The 21,266-nt window shown below is 38.1% G+C and carries 25 protein-coding genes; 19 read left to right on the top strand and 6 right to left on the bottom strand.

Annotated elements, in window-relative coordinates:
* Positions 1–34: 34 nt before the first annotated feature.
* Genes B0169_RS02885 through B0169_RS02870 form a run of 4 tightly spaced genes read right to left on the bottom strand, consistent with a single transcriptional unit; the run spans position 35 to position 3,594 of the window.
* Positions 35–487, bottom strand: a complete 453-nt coding sequence (locus B0169_RS02885; RefSeq protein ID WP_077284423.1) for a response regulator — start codon at positions 485–487, stop codon at positions 35–37.
* The gene (locus B0169_RS02880) at positions 474–1,955 is read right to left on the bottom strand and encodes a sensor histidine kinase (protein WP_077284422.1); all 1,482 of its coding nucleotides are present in this window, start codon (positions 1,953–1,955) and stop codon (positions 474–476) included. The genes B0169_RS02885 and B0169_RS02880 overlap by 14 nt, the downstream gene beginning before the upstream one ends.
* A gap of 50 nt (positions 1,956–2,005) precedes the next feature.
* Complete coding sequence (locus B0169_RS02875) at positions 2,006–2,218, bottom strand: histidine kinase (protein WP_077284421.1); 213 nt, start codon at positions 2,216–2,218, stop codon at positions 2,006–2,008.
* Positions 2,219–2,265: 47 nt separating this feature from the next.
* Positions 2,266–3,594 carry a sigma-54-dependent transcriptional regulator gene (locus tag B0169_RS02870; protein ID WP_077284420.1) on the bottom strand — a complete coding sequence of 443 codons (1,329 nt, stop codon included), beginning with the start codon at positions 3,592–3,594 and terminating at the stop codon, positions 2,266–2,268.
* Positions 3,595–3,919: 325 nt separating this feature from the next.
* Between B0169_RS02870 and B0169_RS02865 the strand changes: the two genes are divergently transcribed.
* Positions 3,920–4,522 carry a hypothetical protein gene (locus tag B0169_RS02865; RefSeq protein WP_077284419.1) on the top strand — a complete coding sequence of 201 codons (603 nt, stop codon included), beginning with the start codon at positions 3,920–3,922 and terminating at the stop codon, positions 4,520–4,522.
* Positions 4,523–4,554: 32 nt separating this feature from the next.
* Positions 4,555–4,947 (top strand): hypothetical protein, encoded by a 393-nt coding sequence (locus tag B0169_RS02860; RefSeq protein ID WP_077284418.1) that lies wholly within the window; start codon positions 4,555–4,557, stop codon positions 4,945–4,947.
* Positions 4,948–5,113: 166 nt separating this feature from the next.
* Here B0169_RS02860 and B0169_RS02855 read toward each other — a convergent pair whose 3' ends face one another.
* Positions 5,114–5,929, bottom strand: a complete 816-nt coding sequence (locus B0169_RS02855; protein ID WP_235838447.1) for a hypothetical protein — start codon at positions 5,927–5,929, stop codon at positions 5,114–5,116.
* Positions 5,919–6,638, bottom strand: coding sequence for a 4'-phosphopantetheinyl transferase family protein (locus B0169_RS02850; RefSeq protein WP_158077037.1), 720 nt, complete (start codon positions 6,636–6,638; stop codon positions 5,919–5,921). The genes B0169_RS02855 and B0169_RS02850 overlap by 11 nt, the downstream gene beginning before the upstream one ends.
* A 149-nt stretch (positions 6,639–6,787) precedes the next feature.
* Here B0169_RS02850 and B0169_RS02845 point away from each other — a divergent pair, with 149 nt between their 5' ends.
* Genes B0169_RS02845 through B0169_RS02765 form a run of 17 tightly spaced genes read left to right on the top strand, consistent with a single transcriptional unit; the run spans position 6,788 to position 21,242 of the window.
* Positions 6,788–7,534, top strand: coding sequence for a beta-ketoacyl synthase chain length factor (locus B0169_RS02845; protein ID WP_077284416.1), 747 nt, complete (start codon positions 6,788–6,790; stop codon positions 7,532–7,534).
* A complete protein-coding gene (locus B0169_RS02840) occupies positions 7,518–8,291 on the top strand; it encodes a lysophospholipid acyltransferase family protein (RefSeq protein ID WP_077284415.1) in 774 nt (257 codons plus the stop codon). Before B0169_RS02845 ends, B0169_RS02840 begins: the two co-directional genes overlap by 17 nt.
* Positions 8,284–8,541, top strand: a complete 258-nt coding sequence (locus tag B0169_RS02835; RefSeq protein WP_077284414.1) for a phosphopantetheine-binding protein — start codon at positions 8,284–8,286, stop codon at positions 8,539–8,541. The genes B0169_RS02840 and B0169_RS02835 overlap by 8 nt, the downstream gene beginning before the upstream one ends.
* Positions 8,542–8,563: 22 nt before the next feature.
* Complete coding sequence (locus B0169_RS02830; protein WP_077284413.1) at positions 8,564–8,812, top strand: acyl carrier protein; 249 nt, start codon at positions 8,564–8,566, stop codon at positions 8,810–8,812.
* Complete coding sequence (locus tag B0169_RS02825) at positions 8,812–9,423, top strand: COG4648 family protein (protein ID WP_235838446.1); 612 nt, start codon at positions 8,812–8,814, stop codon at positions 9,421–9,423. Before B0169_RS02830 ends, B0169_RS02825 begins: the two co-directional genes overlap by 1 nt.
* Positions 9,416–10,786 carry an AMP-binding protein gene (locus tag B0169_RS02820; protein WP_077284412.1) on the top strand — a complete coding sequence of 457 codons (1,371 nt, stop codon included), beginning with the start codon at positions 9,416–9,418 and terminating at the stop codon, positions 10,784–10,786. Before B0169_RS02825 ends, B0169_RS02820 begins: the two co-directional genes overlap by 8 nt.
* On the top strand, positions 10,779–11,162 hold the full coding sequence (locus B0169_RS02815; protein WP_235838445.1) for an ApeI family dehydratase: 384 nt from the start codon (positions 10,779–10,781) through the stop codon (positions 11,160–11,162). Before B0169_RS02820 ends, B0169_RS02815 begins: the two co-directional genes overlap by 8 nt.
* Complete coding sequence (locus B0169_RS02810) at positions 11,159–11,890, top strand: glycosyltransferase family 2 protein (protein ID WP_077284411.1); 732 nt, start codon at positions 11,159–11,161, stop codon at positions 11,888–11,890. Before B0169_RS02815 ends, B0169_RS02810 begins: the two co-directional genes overlap by 4 nt.
* A gap of 4 nt (positions 11,891–11,894) precedes the next feature.
* On the top strand, positions 11,895–12,863 hold the full coding sequence (locus B0169_RS02805; protein ID WP_077284410.1) for an LpxL/LpxP family acyltransferase: 969 nt from the start codon (positions 11,895–11,897) through the stop codon (positions 12,861–12,863).
* 14 nt (positions 12,864–12,877) lie between these two features.
* Positions 12,878–14,425: an HAL/PAL/TAL family ammonia-lyase gene (locus B0169_RS02800; RefSeq protein ID WP_077284409.1), complete on the top strand. Its 1,548-nt coding sequence runs from the start codon at positions 12,878–12,880 to the stop codon at positions 14,423–14,425.
* Positions 14,418–14,861: an acyl-CoA thioesterase gene (locus tag B0169_RS02795; RefSeq protein WP_077284408.1), complete on the top strand. Its 444-nt coding sequence runs from the start codon at positions 14,418–14,420 to the stop codon at positions 14,859–14,861. Before B0169_RS02800 ends, B0169_RS02795 begins: the two co-directional genes overlap by 8 nt.
* Complete coding sequence (locus B0169_RS02790; RefSeq protein ID WP_077284407.1) at positions 14,848–15,480, top strand: outer membrane lipoprotein carrier protein LolA; 633 nt, start codon at positions 14,848–14,850, stop codon at positions 15,478–15,480. The genes B0169_RS02795 and B0169_RS02790 overlap by 14 nt, the downstream gene beginning before the upstream one ends.
* Positions 15,464–17,761 (top strand): MMPL family transporter, encoded by a 2,298-nt coding sequence (locus B0169_RS02785; RefSeq protein WP_077284406.1) that lies wholly within the window; start codon positions 15,464–15,466, stop codon positions 17,759–17,761. Before B0169_RS02790 ends, B0169_RS02785 begins: the two co-directional genes overlap by 17 nt.
* Complete coding sequence (locus tag B0169_RS02780; protein ID WP_179143618.1) at positions 17,758–19,023, top strand: NAD(P)/FAD-dependent oxidoreductase; 1,266 nt, start codon at positions 17,758–17,760, stop codon at positions 19,021–19,023. Before B0169_RS02785 ends, B0169_RS02780 begins: the two co-directional genes overlap by 4 nt.
* On the top strand, positions 19,008–19,619 hold the full coding sequence (locus B0169_RS02775) for a DUF3261 domain-containing protein (RefSeq protein ID WP_077284405.1): 612 nt from the start codon (positions 19,008–19,010) through the stop codon (positions 19,617–19,619). The genes B0169_RS02780 and B0169_RS02775 overlap by 16 nt, the downstream gene beginning before the upstream one ends.
* Entirely contained in the window at positions 19,616–20,788 is a 1,173-nt protein-coding gene (locus B0169_RS02770) for a beta-ketoacyl-ACP synthase (RefSeq protein WP_077284404.1), read from the top strand. Before B0169_RS02775 ends, B0169_RS02770 begins: the two co-directional genes overlap by 4 nt.
* Positions 20,781–21,242 carry a hotdog family protein gene (locus tag B0169_RS02765; RefSeq protein WP_077284403.1) on the top strand — a complete coding sequence of 154 codons (462 nt, stop codon included), beginning with the start codon at positions 20,781–20,783 and terminating at the stop codon, positions 21,240–21,242. Before B0169_RS02770 ends, B0169_RS02765 begins: the two co-directional genes overlap by 8 nt.
* Positions 21,243–21,266 lie beyond the last annotated feature (24 nt).

The raw sequence follows: 21,266 nt of genomic DNA, 5'->3' as shown, positions 1-21,266 counted from the left end.
ATGCTTGATATCTTAATATTATTTTTGGGAAAATTTATTCATTGGGGAGTTCAACAAACTCTATCCAATATCGACCTAGTACTTTCATTAGTTCTACTAAACCTTCAAAATTTACTGGCTTAGCTATATAAGATGCAGCGCCTAAATTATAGCCTTTAACTTTATCTTCTTCTTGTACTGAGGTAGTGAGAATAACAACGGGGATATTTTTTAGTTCTGGATCGGCTTTAATTTCTTTTAGTGCTTCACGGCCATCCTTTCTAGGCATGTTAAGATCAAGCAATATTAAGCCAGGTCTAGGGGATTTTTTTTCATCACTATACTTACCTTCGCGGCGTAAATATTCAAGCAGCTCTACACCATCTTCGACGCAAAATAGAGAGTTTCTTACTCGGCTCTCTTTTAACGCGTCTTGAGTTAATATGCGGTCATCTTCGTCATCATCAGCCATTAAAATAGTAATGGGCTTGGCGTTACTGTTGTACATTTGCATTCTCTCCAATTATATTTATTAAAGTATTATCAACTGGGATTTCTATCCTGAATAGTGTGCCATTACCTAGTTCACTTAAGGCTGATATTTTACCGCCATGACGTTCTACTATGCGCCGGCAAATGGCTAAACCTATACCGGTACCTTTATACTCAGCCCTGGCATGTAAGCGCTGAAAAGGAACAAAAATTTTGTCAGCAAACTCTTGTTCAAAACCAATGCCGTTATCTTTTATCGTAATAATATGTGAGAGTTCTTGGCCTATTTCTTCTTGATAAGCTTGTATTTCAACCACAGGTTTAATATCAGATTGTCGAAATTTAATTGCGTTAGAAATTAAGTTGATGAAAAGGTGGTGCATTTGGCTAGGGTCTGCATTGATAATAGGTAGAGACCCTAACACTATACTAGCGTCACTTTCTTCGATACTGACTTCAAGGTCATCAATGATACTTTCAATAACCGGTTGTAATGCAACGTCGACAAATGGCTTTCCACGGGTAGAAATACGAGAGAACTCAAGTAAGTCATTAATAAGGTTCGACATGCGCTCTGCTGCATTACCCATCCTGTCGATGTAGTCAGCACCCCTTTCATCGAGTGATTGACTATAACTGCTCCGCAATCGGTCGCCAAAAGCGCGAATTTTTCGTAGCGGTTCTTGCAGGTCATGCGAGGCGACAAAAGCGAAGTCTTCTAATTCTCGGTTACTACGTGATAACTCATCTGAGTAAAGTGTGAGCTCTTTGGTACGCATAGTTACTTTTTCTGCTAAAACTTCATTTTGTTGTTCAAGTTGCAAGCGATGCTTAGCTTCGCTTCTTGCATTTAAGCGGGCAAAAAAAGCTAAACCTAATAGCAATAATGTGCTGGTTATTCCGGAAATTATAAAGGTAACTTTAGCTTCGCGTTCAACGACAGAAAGTACAGTAAATAAAGAATTTCGGTAGTTTATTTCAAGGTTTTTTATCTGTTCAAATTCAGCTCTTAACTCTTTGTAAAGATCTCGGCCCCTGCCGGTCATTACTTGTTTTAATGCGCGCTTTTCTTTGTCAGCTAATGCTAAGTCGACGGTTGTTCTTAACTCTTGTATTTTTTGTTCAACAAGAACTATTAATGAGGCAATGCGCTTTGCTTGTCCGGGTACTTCAGAGCGTAGTTTTTTAGTGTCAGTAAGTTGGACACTTAAGCGGCCTAAAGCATCTTCGTAAGGCGTTAAATACTCTTCTATCTCGGTTAGTAAATAACCTCGCTGGCCGGTTTCAGCCATTAGTACTAAGTTATGTAAATCATCCAACTCAACAATGATATCGCCAGTATTATATAAGCTACTTTGGGTGGAAGATAAATCTTCAATGGTTTTTAACGCTAAAATACCATTAGTAATGATCATCAATATAACAATAGAGGAAATTAAAACCCAGTTGAATACTGCGTTTTCAAAAAGCTTTTTAATCGGCATAGCTACTCACTTTGGTTTAAAAACTGTCGAGTTATCGTTTTAGCGGTTTATTACTTGGCTTGTAAAAACTCAGTAATATCCTGCAAGCTTTTACTACAATCTTGGCAAGCCATAATAATTTTATTAACTGCTACTAAGGCTTTTTCCTTTGGCATATCATTTTCTAAGACCATTTTTATCAGTTCCGCTTGCATGGAAATTCTATTGAGTGGGCCTCGGGTATCATGTATCAGTTGGTTGATATCATTATCTGCTTGATTCACTTTGTTCTTTCCTTTCTGTCTTTAAAAAGCATTGATATAGGAAAAACTTAAACACTAAAGTCACCATAAGCGTGTAACCTGTTGTACAGTGTTTTTGTACTAATACCTAACATTTCAGCTGCTTGTGTTTTGTTACCGTCAACTTTATTCAGTGTTACACGAATGAGTTCTTTTTCAAGGTCTTCAATGGTTTGCCCGGCGGATATTGCTGAAGACGCTTTAGTTTTCGAGGCAAATGGTGAGATAAAACTATCGGGTAATTGTATCGTTTTACTTGCAGGGTCGCTCATGATAAAAGCTCGGTGTATGGCGTGTCTAAGCTCTCGAACATTACCGGGCCAAGCATTATTTTTCAGAATGTTGAGTTGTTCATCAGACCATGAAAAGTCAGTATTATTTTCACTGTTGAGCTGTTGTAGAAAAACCTCTGCTAGCAAAGGAATATCTTCTTTTCGTTCACTCAATGGTGGAATGTTGATCGGAAAAACGGCTAAGCGGTAGTAAATATCTTCTCTAAGAATATTACCCTGTGCCAATTCTGACATTTCTCGATTAGTCGCAGATACCACACGGCAATTGACGGCAATTTCGCGTGTGCCGCCAACGGGAATTACACGTTTATTTTCTAATACTCGTAGTAAGTTCGGCTGCATATCTAACGGCATCTCAGTAACTTCATCGAGAAAAAGTGTGCCATTTCCTGCTCGCACAAAAACGCCATCTTTACGGGCCACTGCTCCGGTAAATGCGCCCTTTTCATGACCAAAAAGCTCGCTGTTAATAAGTTCTTTTGATAAAGCTCCGCAATTGGTTGCTACGATAGGGTCTGTTGCGCCAGTAGAAGTATGAATAGCATTAGCAACGACTTCTTTACCAACGCCACTTTCACCCATTAACATAACATTAGCAGACGTTTTGGCGACACGTTCAATCATGGTGTATAGCGCTTGCATAGGTGCTGACTCACCCACTAGGCAACCAAAATGTAGTGTTGGCATATTGCTTTTTGCTTTCTTTGGCTTATTACTACTTTTATTTAATGTCGCTTCAATATCTTCGCGTTGCAAGGGTTTAACAATATAGCTAACTTTTGGACCACATAAGCCGGTAAGCATGCCCTTAACTGAAGGGTGACCAGTAATTAAGGTAATATAAGGTGTTAGGTCATTTTGATTTATAAAATCAATTAGGTGCAAGCCACTGCCATCTGGCAGCATAAAGTCGAGTAACACATGATCAAACTTTTGCTGTGCTAACCATTCTTTAGCCTCTTTAAGGTTTGCCGCTACACAGACATCGTGACCGATAAACTCTATTATCTGGCATGCAACCTCAGTAAATTCTGAGTCATCATCAACCAAAAGTACTTGTAGCATATTATTTCCCTTTGCAAACGTTTCTCATTAACGCTTTTTATCATACGGTGATAGTAACAAATAATACTAAATGCGACTAATTTACATCTGCGTTAGTCAGCTGATAGGTGATGTTGCTTAGTCTCCTCATGTAATCATTTGGATTTTTAATGGCTATATCAAGGGGAGTTCATAGGCCAAATTTTGTGAAGTAAGTTCTAATTTATCGTTTTTATGTAAAATAATTGTAAATTAATAGGCTGTTAGCTACTAACTTTCTTGCAATGTGAAGTAGAAGTTATGGTATATTACGCGACGGAAAAATAATAATTTATTAGGGAAAATTATGTTTAAAAATCTACTCGTTAGTGCGTTATTTTTATTATTGTTAAGTGGCTGTCAATCAACATTAATGGAGCCATCAGCAGAGCAAGTACAAACCAATGCTGTGGCAGGACAATCACAAGTCGTTTTTATTCGTTCTGCCTTTATCGGCAAAGCTATTCAAGCGTCTGTTTATGATGTTACTTCAGGTACTCCTGAGTTTATCGGTATCGTGTCTAATGATACCAAGGTAAGCTATATGACATCACCAGGCGAGCATATGTTTATGGTTGTTGGGGAAAGTGCTGATTTCTTAAAAGCCCACCTCTTAGAAGGTAAAACCTATTATACTGTTGTTAGCCCAAGAATGGGATTTTGGAAAGCACGCTTCTCGATGCATCCAGTTAGAAATGACGATTCGGGTAAATTTAAGTACGACTCGAAAGATTTTAAAGAAATGCTTGAGGATAGTCAGTTTGTTCAAGGCGGTGCTAAAGCAAAAGCATGGGCGGCTAGCAATGCTAATAGCATTAGCTCAAAAATGAATAAATACTTACCTGAATGGAAATTGAAAGGCGTAGATAAACAACAAGCTGCGACAATTGAAGCTCTGGATCATATGTAATTCAATGCTTTAAAATTGATAAGGAATTTAGAATGAAAAAGTTTTACGTTATTTTACTGAGTTTAGCTTTAGTTGTATTGGTTGGCTGTAAGTCAACAATCCCTGTGCCGCAGTATGTTGACCAACCTGTTGCAAAATCAGGTACTGAAATTAGTACGGTTAAAGATATAGAACGCTCTATTGTTAGGGCTGCAGCATCACTTGGTTGGAAAACGAAAATAAAATCTGAAGGCGAAATTCTAGCGACATTAGATATTCGTAAACACCAGCTAGTTGTTCTGATTAAACATGATGATAAAAATTTAACTGTAACTTATCAAAGTTCAGTTAATTTAAAATATGACGGACAAAAAATTCATCGTCAATATGCGAATTGGGTAACTAACTTATTACGTGCTATTGACGTACAAAACGTTACTAAATAGTCGTTATAATAGAGCATAAGTGATAAATGATAGCTTGTTTATCGCTTATGCTTAATACGAGCAATATGTCATGATCACATGGTTGTTATTAGCCATTTTCAGCTACTCAACATTAATCTATTCATATTCGTCATTTCGACTAAGTTTCCTTTTCCCACACTAATGCTTACCACTTGACTAATTTATTCATGTCAAAGCGAATATCTAGCTCTTGTTGGCGATTATAGTAAATTGGTACTTGGTTGCTTTTATAAGCATTAAGATAAAAGTGTGTTGGCCAAGCATGTGGGGCATAGGGAAGATTTTTGTCTAATCTAAGGTCTGTAACGTCAAAGGTATAAGCATTAATCAGCTTTTCATTACTACCAGGAACGCCGTCTTTTGTATCGATATAGCTATCGCTAAAGTCTGCGCAATCACCAAATTTATCAACACCATAACGCCAAAAAACACCAGAATAAATAGAGACAGGATCTAGGTAGGTTGTTTGAACTTTTATTGCTGGTTTGACCTTTTTTAATTGTTCGCATAGCCCATAAATAACAAATGCTCCACAGCTATGACCTATTAGGTGAATGGCCTGTAACTTGGGGAGCAGTACTATTTTTTGGGCAAGCTCTTTACCTATGTTTTTTCCTGTTACTGAGCACACTAAGGCGTTGTCAGAATATGGCTGCCAACCTAAACTTATTTGCGCTTTTGATAGCTTTGTAAATTGTTGGCTATTTTTAATAATGTCTTGTAGTTCGTTACTCCAACTTGTTGGGTTGTCTTTAACGCCGTGCGCAGAGAGCGATAAATATTGCGTATTTTGATTCAAGTGAATAGCTGTAATATCACTATAATCCCTAGGCCAGTGCGCGTATAACTGAAAACCAACAGAAAACAAAATAAAGGGTATACCAGGTATAATAACAGCAAGCCACCATAACCAACGTAACAGTAGGTGCTCTCGATAAAGCGTTAGTAGTTTATTCAGCATAATGTAGTAGCGCGCTCTCTAAATTTAATAAATAGCCAGATGATGGGAGTACTTTACGGTTTTGCAGTACCGCGTATTGAAAGCCATCATGCAGACCTAATTGATAATGAAAGTTTTTTATAATTTGTATTGTGTTCTGACCGAGTAACTCAAAAATAGACTGTCCTGTAGCTTTTGCCAGTGACTCTTTTAAGGTCCACAATTGGTAGAATCTAGTGTGGTCATTTTTTGTAAGGCTTTTAGTTTCACTAGGGTGAAAATAGCTTTCAGATACGGCGGTAATATCTCTATCGCTATCTTGATATTCAACATCAACGCCGAGTAAAACATTTTCTTCGTTGATGACAAAAAAAACCATACCTTTTGAATGTGCTAAGGAAATGCTGATCGGCAATGGTTGATTGTTCACTATAGCTTGCAGCTTTTTTAGGTTGTGATTGAAACAAAGTCGTATGGTGTGATACGAAATGTTGAAGTGATGGCTAATAATAGTTTTAATTAAAAAGCGACTTGTAATGTATTCTTTTTTTGCTGATAGCTTTTTTCTTGCTTCAAAAGCCTCTAGCTCATTATCAAACAGTAGCTGATTCGCCAGTGTATTCAAATTGCGTTCATTGATGTTATTACAACTACATAAAACAATATAAGGGCTTTTCGCTTTCAATACGCTGTTTAAATCGCCAGCTTTTATTTGCAAAATATTAGGCAATCGAGCACTCCGTAGCATTAAGTAATTTTTATCGTATTAGTATGAGCAGAAGTTTTTAATTTAAACAACTGTTTTAATTGCTTTGTCGGCACCTATTGTATAACATTTCCGACCTTATTTTTAGTTGCTAGTTATCACAGGGAATTGCCATGAATGTCAATATACGTCATTTAAATGATTGGTATGCTCATTGTGATGAATTGACTATAGAACAAGCGATTTTATTGGGTGAAGATGAAATTACTTGGCCGAAATTAGATTTTGTACCAGCGATGCAAAGACGACGCTTAAGCCCGTTTGCGAAAATGGCATTATTGGTTGCCAATAATGCCGTTAGTGAGATTACAAAAGATCTCCCAATTGTGTTCTCTAGTCGTCACGGTGACTTGCCAAAAACGTCGAAACTGTTAGCCGATTTAGCGGATAAAAATGCTTTGTCGCCAACCGCTTTTGGTCTATCTGTACATAACGCAATTCCAAGTTTATTCAGTATATTAACCAATAATAAACAAGCCATTAATGCTATTTCTGCTGGCCAAGATAGTTTTATGATGGGCTTAATTGATGTTTATGCGCGTTTAAAGTCAGGTATCGCAGAAGAAGTACTTTTTATTTATGCCGATCAACAATTGCCAAAAACGTACCTTGGTTTTCAGGATGAACAGCAGTTGTCGCATGCTATCGCTATGGTTGTCTCACTACCATCAGAGCAAAAGTTAGCTGCAGATGAGCAGCAGATTACTTTTAATTTTGAGTACTGCCGACAGTCAGCGACAACTAATAGTATGCCTGCTTCATTACTATTTTCGCAGTGGTATAATAGTCAACAGCAGGAAACAGTGCTGTCGAGCAGCAATTATAAATGGTTTTTGAGTAAGCATGACACAACAGTTTAATTATTTTTGGCGTGTTATTGCTACGGGGATCTGCTTTGCACTATTTGGTGTTGGCGGCTTGTTGCTGTCAGTGATTGTTTTTCCTCTTCAGCGTTTAGTTATAAAAGATACAAAAGCGCAAAAAGCATTAGCAAGAAAAACGGTTCATCATACCTTTAAGTTTTTTATAGCTTTTATGCAGTTTGTCGGGATATTCAAGTTTAACTTGCAGCAAGCACAGCAATTGAGGTTGCTTAATGGTCATTTGGTTATGGCGAATCACCCCTCTTTAATCGATGTAGTTGTACTGATATCTATGATCCCTAATGCGGATTGCGTAGTGAAAACTCATTTGTTTAAAAACATGTTTTTAAAAGGTGTTGTGAGTAACACCGGATATATTAGCAATGCTGACCCTGAAGGACTACTTCAGGACTGCGAAGCGTCTTTGAAAGCGGGTAATAATTTGATCATTTTTCCGCAAGGTACGCGGACAAAACCAGAAGAAAATTTACGGTTTCAACGTGGTGCAGCGAATATTGCTATTCGGTGTCAGGCAAAAGTAACTTCGGTGATGTTAAAAGTCATTCCGTCAACATTAACAAAAAACGTACCTTGGTATAGAATACCGAAAACGAAAGCGCATTTCTCAGCAATGGTTGTCGAACACTCACCTAATTTGCCGAAAAATAATGTTTCACAAACCTCCAAAGATGTTCGGCAATATAATCGAGATTTGGAAGATTTTTTTAGAGAGGAACTCAGCAAATATGGCTGATTTAAAGATAGAACTAAAGCAATTAATTATTGATACCTTAGATTTAGAAGATATTGAAATAAATGACATTCAAGACGATGAAGCTCTATTTATTGATGGTTTAGGCTTGGACAGTATTGACGCGTTAGAATTAGGGTTAGCTATTAAGAAAACGTATAACGTTAAAATTGATGCTAACTCAGAAGAAACTAAACAGCATTTTTCATCAATTAATGCACTTTATGCATTTGTTAAGCAAGCAAAAGCGTAAATAGGTTGTAAAGGACATTATTATGCAATCAAGAGAAGAAGTTTTTTCAACCTTAGTTGAAATTATTAGAGACGATTTTGAAGTTGATGAAGCTGAAATATTATTAGAAGCCAATCTATATGAAGATTTAGATTTAGACAGTATTGATGCAGTTGATCTTGTTGTTAAGCTAAGAGCGATCACCGGAAAGAAAATTGACCCTGAAGCTTTTAAGAAAGTGCGCACGGTTGAAGATGTGGTTGTTGAGGTTGAAAAACTGGTTAACGCTTAGTGAAGTTTTTTATAACGGCGTTAACAACGGGGGTACTATTAATGTACCCCTTTGCTGTTTATATTGGCTTAAATAACCTTCAGCCTGGGTATTTAGCGATTGTTTTAGTTGCTTTTGTTTTGCTACGAATTTTTTTAGTTCGCAGCAATTTGAAAAAACTCCCCTGGCTATTACCGGCTTCAGTGTTGGGTATCGTGGCTATTTTAGTGAGTGCTTTTACTGATAGTATTATTGGTTTTAAGCTGTACCCGTTAGCAATCAATTTCGCTATGTTGATGGTTTTTGCATTCTCGTATTTCAAGCCGCCAACCGTGATTGAAACATTTGCTCGCTTGAGTGAAAAAAACCTGCCACCTTCGGCAATAAAATATACCGCTAAAGTGACTTTAGTGTGGTGTTTGTTTTTTATTATTAATGGCTTGGTATCTTTATATACTGCAGTGTTTATGTCGTTAGATAGCTGGATGATTTATAATGGTTTTATCTCCTATGTTCTGATGGGAATTTTAATGTTAGTTGAATATTTAGTGCGTTTAAAAGTGAAAAAGCAACAGTTAGTAATGAGCGCGGGTATTTCTAAAACTGCTGAGAGCGCTACAAGTGATGAGTGATGTTTGTTTTTATTGTGATGGTCATCACATTACTTTTAAACAATTTTGCCAAGATGTTACACAAGCCCAGGTAGCTGTTAAGCAAACAGACGCTAAACGAGTGTTACTTTTTAATACAGACAGTTATCAATTTTCAGTTTGGCTATTTGCGCTTATTTTTGAAAACAGACATGTGTTACTGCCTCCTAATGCCCAATCAGGTACTCTAGATCAACTAGCTTCACAATGTGATGCAACCGCAGGATCCATCATATTATCAGGCAAACCACAAATAGCTGTATTGATGGCTGAGCAACAGGACGTTAGTCCTCAATGTTTAACACGAGAGCAATTTTTTAAGTTATTTATTGGTAACATTACCTTTTATACTTCTGGTTCAACAGGAGAAGCGAAAGCAATTCATAAGCATTGTCAGCAATTAACTTTAGAAATAGCTGCTTTAAAAAGTGAATTTTCCAAGCTTTATCAAACAAGTAATATCATTGTTAGTACGGTATCTCATCAACATATTTATGGACTGTTATTTAAAGTATTAGTGCCATTATTGTTAGGTAAAACGATAGTTAATCAAACCTTTGAATACCCGGAACATATTGGCCGCATATTTGATGAGTTAGCAGAGAATAACCCCGAAAAAATGGCTAATGGCATACTGGTTTCAAGTCCTGCGCACCTACAAAGGTTGGCACTTGATAATGTTTTAGCACCCTACTCGCAAACATTTAAAGGTATTTTTAGTTCAGGTGGTTTACTGTCTTTAACGACCAGTCAAGCTCTGTTGCAGCAAATGAATATTGCACCGACAGAAGTATATGGTAGTACAGAAACTGGTGGCATTGCATGGCGTTGTGGTCAACGCTCAGTTGACGAGCCGTGGCAGGCGTTTCCTAATATTAAGTTGCAAACATCGGCGGATAGTCAACGTTTAGCAATATTTTCGCCCTATGTTGTAGAGCAACCCTACTTAACAGACGATAAAGTTGAACTGCTAGATGCAAGACATTTTCTTTTAAAAGGCCGTGTTGATAGAACGGTTAAAATTGAAGAAAAAAGAGTGAACCTTAATCAAATAGAACGACAATTAGTTTTACATCGCTGGATCGCAGAAGCTCGAATCCTTGTCATCACTAATCGTTCTGATAGTGCGCGAACAATTTTGGCCGCAGTTTTGGTGTTAACCACTGACGGGCAAGAAAGTTTACTCGAGAATGGTAAATTGGCTTTTAACAATATGTTAAAACAGCATTTGCTGAGTGATATCGAACGTATTTGTTTACCAAAAAAGTGGCGATATTTAACTGAATTCCCGTATAATTCGCAGGGAAAACTGGTATTAAGTGATTTGGAGAAGTTGTTTGACTAATGTTGTGGGCGCGCATAACGAGTTAGTAAAAATTTGGCCTGAAGTCTTAACAGATAATATTGATGAGAGCCAAATTACATTACAGTTATTGATCCCGAAGGATTTAGATTACTTTGCTGGACATTTTCCTAATGCCCCTATTTTGGCTGGCGTTGTACAACTGCATTGGGCTGTTGAGTATGCGAAGCAATATTTTTCGCTTACAGCACTAGATGTTAAAAATATTGAAGTGCTTAAGTTTCAAGTGGTTATTATTCCTGGGCAAGAACTTAATTTAACCTTAACCCAAAAATCCAGTAATAAAGTCTTATTTTCCTATGCTTCTGATAAAGGGCAACATGCTTCAGGCAGAATTGTTTTTGAGGAAATGGAGTGAGCTATTGTATTGTTATTCCTAACTATAATCATACGATTTTGTTAGATGAATTAATAACAACTTTGTGCCAGTTTGAATTACCTATCATTATGGTTAACGATGCTAGTCATGAACAAGCCAAACAGCTTTTTCAAGATTTAGCGGCTAAGTACGATTGCTTAAGTGTGATCGAACATCAAATTAATCAAGGCAAAGGTGGCGCAGTGCAAACCGGCTTATCTGCAGCATATGCACAAGGTTATAGCCATGCCTTACAAGTTGATGCTGATGGGCAGCATGATTTGAATGATGTCGAAAAGCTACTTAGCGAGTCTAAAAAATATCCCCAAGCACTGATCAGTGGCAAACCTATTTATGATGAATCGATCCCTAAACATCGATATTACGCACGTAATATCACCCACTTCTGGGTTTGGATTGAAACCTTATCATTTAAAATTAAAGATACCATGTGTGGCTATCGTGTTTATCCTTTAACGGCTACTGTTGGGTTGATAAAGCAGCAAAAGCTTGGCAAACGGATGGATTTTGATATTGAAGTTATGGTACGGCTCTTTTGGCGTAATATTGAACTTCGATTTATAGATACCGCAGTAGATTATCCAGAGCATGGCGTGTCGCACTTTAGAGCATTAGAAGATAATTTATTAATTTCTTGGATGCATACACGATTATTTTTTGGCATGTTAATACGCATACCTAGTTTACTGTTAAGAAAGTTGAATTAACGCAATGGCAGAAACTAAACATTGGTCTAAAATCCAAGAGCGTGGCACCTATGTCGGCATTCAAATATTGTTATTTGTTTACCGACTATTTGGTCGTAGGATATTGTCGTTTTTTCTCTATCCAGTGGTGGCTTATTTATACTTTACGGGCGGTGCAAGTAAGCAAGCCTCTAAGGAATATTGGCAACGGATATTTGCCGTTAAAAATTCATCTCAAACCTTTACCCACCGCATCGGCATTGCGCATTTTTATAGTTTTGCCCAAAGTGCTTTCGATAAAATAGATGCTTGGATGGGCCGTATTACGCCTGACCGTGTAATTTATAGTGAAGGTCATCCAATTATAGAATTACAAGAAAAGCAACAAGGAGCGGTTTTTATTGGCTCGCACCTGGGTAATTTAGAGGTATGTCGAGCACTTGGTCATGGCCGTTATCAAACTCGTATCAACGTATTAGTATTCACTCATCACGCGGTTGAATTCAACAAAGTGATGAAAAAAATTAATGCAGACTCAAATGTTGATTTAATTCAAGCAACTCATGTTGGTGCAGATTTAGCTATTTTAATTAAAGAACGTATTGATAATGGTGAAATTTTAGTAATTGCCGGCGATCGCACTAGCGTAACTTCGCAAGGACGAGTCATTTATAGTCCATTTTTAGGTGAGCCAGCAGCTTTTTCACAAGGTGCTTTTATTTTGGCATCTATTCTAGACTGTCCAGTGTATTTCTTATTTTGTTTAAAAGAGCAAAACAACTATCGGATTATATTTGAGCATGTTGCTGACAGTTTAAAGTTTTCTCGTAAAGATAGACAAGCATCACTTACTGCGGTGGTTAATAAATATGCCCAACGTTTAGAGCATCATTGTTTAGCATACCCTAATCAGTGGTTTAATTTTTTCGACTTTTGGCAGAATGATCAAAATGTTATACGTGAAGAAAATAGTCCTAACTCAACAAATGAATAATTGGAGTAACATCAGTGCCTAATAGTCAAAGCACCATTAAATTCGGTGAAGCACGAGTTAAAATAGAAAATATTGTCGATATAGCTAAAAAAGATCTTGATGTTGAGTTAAGTCAGTCGGTTGATTTTACAAATAAAATAGATTCTGCAATTAAATTCCTTGATACCTTGTTGCAAGAAGATGGCGTTATTTATGGTGTAACAACCGGTTATGGGGATTCTGTTACGGTTAATGTTCCTTTGAATTTAGTGCCTGAGTTGCCTTTACACCTAACGCGATTTCATGGTTGTGGGCTGGGTGATATGTTTAGCTCTTTTGAGGGGCGTGCGATTTTAGCGACGCGACTAACTTCTTTATCTCAAGGTTATTCAGGCGTTAGTTGGCCGTTATTAGAGCTTTTGAAAGCATTTTTGCAACACGATATTGTGCCAGTTATACCTCAAGAGGGCTCAGTTGGTGCTAGTGGTGATTTAACCCCTTTATCTTATGTCGCCGGCGCGTTAGTTGGTGAACGCGATGTTTATTATCGAGGTGAAATACGTAACAGTCTTGATGTCATGAATAGTTTAGGCTTAAAGCCTATTGTACTTAGACCTAAAGAAGGTTTAGCTATTATGAATGGCACTGCGGTTATGACTGCTATTGCTTGTTTAGCTTTTGACCGCTCGCAATATTTAGCAAAATTATCAGCGCGTATTACTGCGCTAGCAAGCTTAGCTTTGAAGGGGAATAGCCACCATTTTGATGAAATTCTCTTTTCAGTAAAACCGCACATCGGCCAACAACAGATAGCGACTTGGATCCGTAACGATTTGAATCATGTTGACCACCCGCGTAATGCTGATCGCTTGCAAGATAGGTACTCTATTCGTTGTGCGCCTCATGTTATTGGTGTTTTACAAGATTCCTTACCTTGGTTTCGCCAAATGATTGAGAATGAATTGAATTCAGCTAATGATAATCCTATTATTGATGGTCCTGGCGAACATGTTTTACATGGTGGCCACTTTTATGGTGGTCATATTGCTATGGTAATGGATTCTATGAAGCCCGCGGTGGCTAATTTAGCTGATTTAGCCGATCGACAAATAGCATCTTTGGTTGATACTCGTTATAACAATGGCTTACCGTCGAATTTATCGATGAGTGAAGGTGAGCGTCGTTACATCAATCATGGTTTCAAAGCCGTACAAATTGGCGCTTCAGCCTATACTGCTGAAGCCTTGAAACATACCATGCCGGCGAGTGTTTTTTCGCGTTCAACAGAATGTCACAATCAAGATAAAGTGAGTATGGGCACTATAGCTGCTCGTGATGCGATGCGAGTACTACAATTAACCGAACAAGTGCTTGCTAGTGCATTGTTAGCAGCTGTTCAGGGAGTTCGTATTCGTATTGCTAATAATGAACTTGAGCATGACACTTTACCCGCACCTGTTATGGCAATGTACGACGATATTTGCCAGTTTTTCGAACCTTTAGTCGATGATCGACCACTCGATAAACTATTACGCTTTACCGTAGATGCTATTCAAACCCAACGCTGGAGCTTATATGAGTAAATCGGTGTTTTTATCGGCTCAGGTTATCATTGATGTACCCTTTCATGATTGTGATCCAATGCAGGTGGTTTGGCATGGTAATTACGCCCGCTATTTTGAGGTAGCCCGTTGTGAGCTATTGCGTAAAATATCGTATGACTATCTTGATATGCACGCGTCGGGTTATATGTGGCCAATTGTTGATATGCGCACTAAATATATTGGCTCAGCGGTATTTACACAAAAAATTATCGTTAAGGCAGAGCTAGTAGAGTATGAGTCAAGGTTGAAAATAAACTATACGATTTGCTGTGCAGCTACAGGTAAGAAATTGACCAAAGGTTATACAGTGCAAGTGGCAGTTGATCTATCGAACGAAGAAATGCAGTACGTATCGCCAGCTATTTTACTTGATAAAATTAATCAAATAAATGCGAGTGATCATGACACTGTTTGAGCGTAGTAACGTTATCGCAATGCTGTTACTTATGTTAGTAATATGTTTTAGTGCGGGTGCCGAAAACTACCCAGACGAGCCGTTAAATCAACCTACCTTAAGTACTATGCCTATAGCGTCGGGTAGTTTTGTTCAACGTAAATATTTCAAAGTGTTAAAGCACCCTATTAAGTCGCAAGGTGAACTCTACTTTGATGTTAGCATTGGTTTGTTGTGGCAAACTGAGCAACCGATATATTCTGCGTTGCTACTGAAAAAATCGGGTCTGTTCACTGAAAATGGTACCGGCGATAGCCAAGAACTTAAAGGCGCTAGCGCTATCAGCCAGGTGTTATTGAATATTATGTCGGGTGATAGTGAGCAATTAGCTAAAAATTTTACAATTAACGCTAGCACGATTGACCATTGCTTGAGTTTAACGCCTAAATTGACCCAATTAGCGAAAATTATTGATAATGTGCAGTTATGCCATATTAATACGCCAGAAAAAAATCAACAAAACCTGAACGATATTAATCATATTGTTCTGCATGAACATAGTGGTAATCGTACTGAGATCACTTTACAACTAACTCCGATGACGATGTTGCCAGAGGCTGTGCGTGCGCGACTTCAATAAATTGAAAAAGTTATATTGGTTGCAATTACTCGCAGTATTTTTGTTGGGAGGTTACTTACTATTTTTTGGCCAGTGGCGCATTGAAAGCAATTTGCTATCGATATTGCCGCATTCAGCACAACAGCAAGATTTTAGTGCCGCAGAACAGGCGCTATTTAAGAGTAAAAGCCAGCAGTTGCTAGTACTCATTGCTGGAGACAATGCACTTAAGGCTCATGATGCTTTAGCGATGAAAGTGCATGATGTTGCTAACGTTAGTTTAGCGCCGCTTATAGAACCCTCTTTAACTGATATTGCTGAGTTTTATCGTCCTTTTCGACATAATTTTTTAACGTCTTCGTATCTTGAACATCTTGATAATAGCCAAGCTTTAGCACAACTAGCAACAAAGCAAATTATACAAGTTGCAAACCCTTTTGTTAGCGAAACCATAGCAACAGCGCCGAGATTAAATTTAGCTGAGTATTTACAAGTAGCACTATCTAACTTAGCAGACGTTGAGTTTGACCAAGGTGTGGCGTTTGTTAACGTGCAAGGACAACGCTACTTGATAAGTCGATTACAAGTGACACTTGATGGCTTAGATCTTAATACTAGCGTTGATATTTCGGCTAAATTACAACAGTTGTTTAACGATATTCGTAACGTAGAAAAAGTGGAGCTAATATACTCAGGCATACTTTTTCATACTGCAGAATCAACTCGCCAAGCTAAAACAGAAATATCGACTTTTGGTGTTTTATCTCTTGTTGCCGTATTGCTGTTAATTTGGAGCGCTTTTCGTTCTATGCTGCCTTTATGGAGTGCGGTATTAGTATTGTCTATTGCGAGTGCTTATGGCTTTATTGCTATTTTGTTATTTTTTCAAAGTTTACATTTACTTACCTTAGTTTTCGCGATTACCTTAATTGGTGTGGTAATCGACTACTGCTTTCATGCTTTGGTCTATGCGGATAGGCAAAAAAACCTCCAGCAAGACCAGAAAAGTAATCCGCTAACTAAGCCTTTAGTACTTGGTTTTATTACTACCGCTATTGGTTATTTTATTTTAGTTTTTTCCCCGTTAACTTTATTGAGTCAAGTGGCGGTATTTATGATATTCGGGCTGTTTGGGGCACTTATTACAGTGTTAGCTTTATTACCGCAATTAAAAGGCTTTAACAAAATAACCAGCTCAGCCTCTGCTGTAGCTTTTAGTCAGCAAGGGGTTAATGTTTTCAGTAACCTTGTTCGTTATAAAAAAATGATTATTTCGTTACTGGTATTTAGCTTAGTATCACTTGCTGTATTGGCGCCTATTAAGTTTGATGATGATGTACGTTTGCTTAATTCCAGTCCTAAATGGTTAATTGAACAAGAGATTAGTGTCGCCAAAGCGCTTAATTATCACCACTCGCAACGCTTGATTATTAAAGCCAAAACAACACAAGAAATGTTAGAAATACAAGAGCAAGTGATTGATCGAGTGTTAGCTAACCAAGCCAATATTCGGGTGAAAGGCATCAATAAACTTTTACCTTCCATTAAACGTCAGCAACAGCACCATGCTTTATTAGCAAAGGCTGATGAACAAGGCCATTTTCAAGCGGTATTAGCGCTCAGCGGCTTGGATGACCCAGTAAATGCTTTTAAACCGTTAACGTTTCAGGATTTCTTGCAAGGACCATTGGCAGCAATTGGCGAGTCTTATATTGCTTACTATGATACGGGAAATGGTCTGGAATACGCGTCATGGCTAGAGCTTTCTCAGGCGCCATTGTCAGCGGAAAATTTATTGTGGTTAGCTGAAAATCCGCATGTGTCTTTATATGATACCGCGAGTGATGTAAGCGATGCACTTGGGCAATATCGACAAGGTATTTTGTGGCTGTTAGCGAGCGCATTTATGGTTGTAGTGGTTATTTTATTTGCTAAGTATGGTTTAAAAGCAGGAGCATTATCTGCTATCGCAACCATCGGTAGTGCATTACTCGCTTTAACCCTTAGTCAGTTATTTTCTAGTCACTTAAATATATTTAATTTACTTGCTGTGTTGCTTATTATTGCTTTAGCTATTGATTACGTTATTTTTTATCAAGAACATGGCCTACAAGTTAAAACCTTTTTAGCCATCAGTTTATCTGCTTTATCATCAGCAGCAGTATTCGGAATCCTGGTTTTTAGTGCTACTCCGGCAGTGAGTAGTTTTGGTCTAACTGTGATGATAGGCATTGTCAGTATTTTTATTTTAGCGCCTATTGCTACTAAAAACATAAATTTAAATGATATGAGAAGTTCATGAATAGTAAACCTTCAGCACAACAAGTGAATCAAAACTACGATGTGGTTATTATTGGTGCCGGCCCATCAGGCAGTGTTGCGGCATCATTATTAGTTGCTGATGGTTTGTCGGTATTGATACTGGAAAAACAACACTTTCCGCGCTTTTCAATTGGTGAGAGCTTATTGCCGCAATGTATGGAGTTCTTAAAAGAAGCGGGTCTTGAGCAGGCGTTAGATCGCTATGCTGAAGAATATGGCTTTCAATTTAAAAACGGTGCGGCATTTCATAAACAAGGTAAAAATTCAGCATTTGATTTTACTGAAAAGTTTAGTGCAGGCAGAGGTACTACTTATCAAGTAAAAAGAGCGATATTTGATAAACTACTTGCTGATGAAACTGAAAAAAAACAGGTCGAGATTCGTTATGGCCATCAGGTAGACTCAGTGCTGACTTTACAGCCTGAGGTTTGCCTTGAGGTATCTGACGACGATGGCAGCGCTTATAAAGTGCGGGCAAAATTTTTACTTGATGGTAGTGGCTTTGGCCGAGTATTGCCTAAACTGCTTAAACTGGAATTACCGTCTGAATTCCCCGTTAGACATAGCTATTTTAGTCATTTTAAAGATGGTATAGATTGCCCTGAATTTGATCGGGATAAAATTTTGATCACGGTTAACCCAAATTTCAGTGATGTGTGGTATTGGCTGATCCCATTTTCAGATGGTAGTGCCAGTGTTGGTGTTGTCGGTTTACCTGAGCGCTTTGATGCTTCGTTAGCGCCAATTGACACCTTGATGAACTTTATTAATCAAGACCCAAATTTACAACGCTTAATGAAAAATGCAACACCAATTGGAGAAGCGCGAAGTATTAAAGGTTACTCTGCTGATGTGACTAAACTTTGGGGTGATAACTTTGCCTTATTGGGTAATGCAGGTGAATTTTTAGATCCCGTGTTTTCTTCGGGGGTTACCATAGCAATGAAATCAGCTTCTTTGGCTGCACCTCTAGTAAAAAGGCAGCTGCAAGGCAATAGTGTTGATTGGGAAAGTGAGTATGCGAAGCCATTAAAGTTTGGTGTTGATACTTTTAGATGTTTTGTTGAAGCTTGGTATGACGAGAGCTTCCAAAATGTGGTTTACCACGATCAGCATGATGATGCCGTACGTCGTATGATCAGCTCTATTTTAGCGGGTTATGCATGGGATGAAAAAAATCCTTATGTGGAAAAAAGTGTTCGACGTTTAAGTGTTTTGGCTGAAATATGTCAACCAAGTTAAATAGCCGCTATCGCTTGATAAGCAAGCCACTAGTGTTGCTCTTAGTGTTGCTATTAACCGCTTGTGCACTAACGTCGGATAATAAATCAGTGTTTTTAGCTGATGAGTTAAGTTTTATACTAACTGCGCCACCGACAAATAAAATAGCAACGGTTGATAGCCATTTAGTGGTTATTACCTCAAAAGAGCAAACACATCAGTTTATCGCGCAAGTTGAATATCGCCGAGATGAAATTGCTATGGCCGCTGTTTCACCACAAGGTTTGCCATTATTTGACTTCGTTTGGTTTAGTGATAAAGCCACTGAAATGAATCAGTATGTGCCGCTACCAAGTGTCGATATTGCTTTTATTATTGCCGATATACAGTTATGCAATTGGCCATTATCGGTATTAAAAACAGCAATGTTAGGTCATGATATTGATGTGAAGCAAACGCCTGTTTTACATGAAAATAGCATTATTTGGCAGCGAATTATTACGCAGAATAATCGAGATATCATCAAAATAGAAAAACGTGATGATGGCTATGAATTGGAAAACTTCATTCGTGGTTATCGTATTCGCTTAACTAATCTTGAAAGGGAAAATTCGTGAGCACGTGTTTAAAAGAGTTCGGTGTAGTTTGTGCACTAGGAAATAATAAAGCTGACGTTTTAGCGGCGCTAATATCGGGTGAAGAAAGGTTTTTATCGCTGGATAATGATTTGCCTTTAGACACAGCTCAATATGTTGGTCGTGTAACATTACCTGATGATAAAGCGCTTGACGGAATAACCACTAATAACAACAAACTAGCTTATTTAGCTTATCAACAGATAGCCAGTATTGTGCAGCAATTAACTACCAAATACGGTGAACATCGTATTGCTGTTGTTATTGGCACAAGTACAGCCAGCATTTATGAAGGCGAATTAGCACGAAAAACTTTTGAAAATGAAGGTAAATTTCCTGAAGATTTTCGCTATGAAGTACAAGAAATGTCAGCACCGGCTAGCTATATCGCAGCATTAGCTAACGCTAAAGGCCCCGTTTATGGTATTTCAACTGCTTGTTCTTCCAGTGGTAAAGCGTTGATAAGTGCTAGTGCTTTACTTGAAAATGGCTTGGCTGATGTAGTTATAGCCGGCGGTATTGATAGCTTAACCCAGCTTACCGTCAATGGTTTTAAGTCATTAGAGTCGATTAGTAGTAGTACCTGCCGACCTTTTAGTGCTGACAGAGATGGCATAAATATTGGTGAAGCTGCTGCGTTATTTGTTGTTACACGTGATGATGACGGTATTCAATTATTGGGTGCTGGCGAAACGTCTGATGCTTACCATATATCGGCACCTATTCCCGATGGTAGTGGTGCTGCTCAAGCAATGGCTATGGCGATTAATAATGCTAAGATTAGCGCAGAGCAAATTGATTACGTTAATTTGCATGGTACAGGTACGGTTAAAAATGATGAGATGGAAGCTTTAGCTATGGCTAATGTTTGTGGTGATCATGTGTTTTGTGGTTCAACTAAGCATCTCACCGGACATACCTTGGGAGCCGCGGGAGCATTAGAACTAGGTTTGTGTTGGTTGTTATTGAGTGACGATAATAATGCGCATAAATTACCAGCTAATTGTAAAGATGGCGTTTATGATCAGCGCCTACCGCAGATAAAGCTGAGTCAAGGTGAGTGTTTGGATAAAATTCACTATTGCTTAAGCAATTCATTTGCTTTTGGTGGTAATAATTTTAGTGCTGTGATTGGAAAAAAGTATGAATAATTACGATATTAATCAGGTTTTGCCTCATCAATCACCGATGATCTTGATAGACACGCTAGAACATTATGACCTTGATTCTTGCCGATGTTCTGTGGCAATTACTCCGCGAAGTCCATTTTATAACACCGCTAAAAAAGGGGTGCCAAGTTATATCGGCAGTGAATATATGGCGCAGACTATAGCTGCATTTGCTGGTGCTCATGCTTTGGATGATAACGATAGCGTACAAATAGGTTTTCTATTAGGCGCTCGGAAATATAAAACAATGTGCCCGTTCTTTGCTTTAGATGAAAGGCTCACCATAACGATTAAAGAATTATACCGTGAGGACTCCGGATTAAGAGTTTTTGAATGTGAAATAATAAGCCCAGAACAAAGCGTATTGGCGCAAGCCAATATTAATGTTTTTCAGCCGAAAGACCCTGATGCTTTTATTCAAGAAAGTTACGCATAGCCATACCAATAAAAAACAATGATA

Origin of the sequence: Cognaticolwellia aestuarii (assembly GCF_002000025.1) — a bacterium.
Lineage (GTDB): Bacteria > Pseudomonadota > Gammaproteobacteria > Enterobacterales > Alteromonadaceae > Cognaticolwellia > Cognaticolwellia aestuarii.
Note: the sequence above shows the minus strand (reverse complement) of the source record. Positions and strands in the feature narration are given on the sequence as shown.

What these genes read in the sequence shown, in the direction of transcription:
- B0169_RS02885 (WP_077284423.1), bottom strand. Translation starts at nt 487, where the DNA reads ATGTACAACAGTAACGCCAAGCCCATTACTATTTTAATGGCTGATGAT.
- B0169_RS02880 (WP_077284422.1), bottom strand. Translation starts at nt 1,955, where the DNA reads ATGCCGATTAAAAAGCTTTTTGAAAACGCAGTATTCAACTGGGTTTTA.
- B0169_RS02870 (WP_077284420.1), bottom strand. Translation starts at nt 3,594, where the DNA reads ATGCTACAAGTACTTTTGGTTGATGATGACTCAGAATTTACTGAGGTT.
- B0169_RS02865 (WP_077284419.1), top strand. Translation starts at nt 3,920, where the DNA reads ATGTTTAAAAATCTACTCGTTAGTGCGTTATTTTTATTATTGTTAAGT.
- B0169_RS02860 (WP_077284418.1), top strand. Translation starts at nt 4,555, where the DNA reads ATGAAAAAGTTTTACGTTATTTTACTGAGTTTAGCTTTAGTTGTATTG.
- B0169_RS02855 (WP_235838447.1), bottom strand. Translation starts at nt 5,929, where the DNA reads ATGCTGAATAAACTACTAACGCTTTATCGAGAGCACCTACTGTTACGT.
- B0169_RS02845 (WP_077284416.1), top strand. Translation starts at nt 6,788, where the DNA reads ATGAATGTCAATATACGTCATTTAAATGATTGGTATGCTCATTGTGAT.
- B0169_RS02840 (WP_077284415.1), top strand. Translation starts at nt 7,518, where the DNA reads ATGACACAACAGTTTAATTATTTTTGGCGTGTTATTGCTACGGGGATC.
- B0169_RS02835 (WP_077284414.1), top strand. Translation starts at nt 8,284, where the DNA reads ATGGCTGATTTAAAGATAGAACTAAAGCAATTAATTATTGATACCTTA.
- B0169_RS02830 (WP_077284413.1), top strand. Translation starts at nt 8,564, where the DNA reads ATGCAATCAAGAGAAGAAGTTTTTTCAACCTTAGTTGAAATTATTAGA.
- B0169_RS02820 (WP_077284412.1), top strand. Translation starts at nt 9,416, where the DNA reads ATGAGTGATGTTTGTTTTTATTGTGATGGTCATCACATTACTTTTAAA.
- B0169_RS02805 (WP_077284410.1), top strand. Translation starts at nt 11,895, where the DNA reads ATGGCAGAAACTAAACATTGGTCTAAAATCCAAGAGCGTGGCACCTAT.
- B0169_RS02795 (WP_077284408.1), top strand. Translation starts at nt 14,418, where the DNA reads ATGAGTAAATCGGTGTTTTTATCGGCTCAGGTTATCATTGATGTACCC.
- B0169_RS02790 (WP_077284407.1), top strand. Translation starts at nt 14,848, where the DNA reads ATGACACTGTTTGAGCGTAGTAACGTTATCGCAATGCTGTTACTTATG.
- B0169_RS02780 (WP_179143618.1), top strand. Translation starts at nt 17,758, where the DNA reads ATGAATAGTAAACCTTCAGCACAACAAGTGAATCAAAACTACGATGTG.
- B0169_RS02775 (WP_077284405.1), top strand. Translation starts at nt 19,008, where the DNA reads ATGTCAACCAAGTTAAATAGCCGCTATCGCTTGATAAGCAAGCCACTA.
- B0169_RS02765 (WP_077284403.1), top strand. Translation starts at nt 20,781, where the DNA reads ATGAATAATTACGATATTAATCAGGTTTTGCCTCATCAATCACCGATG.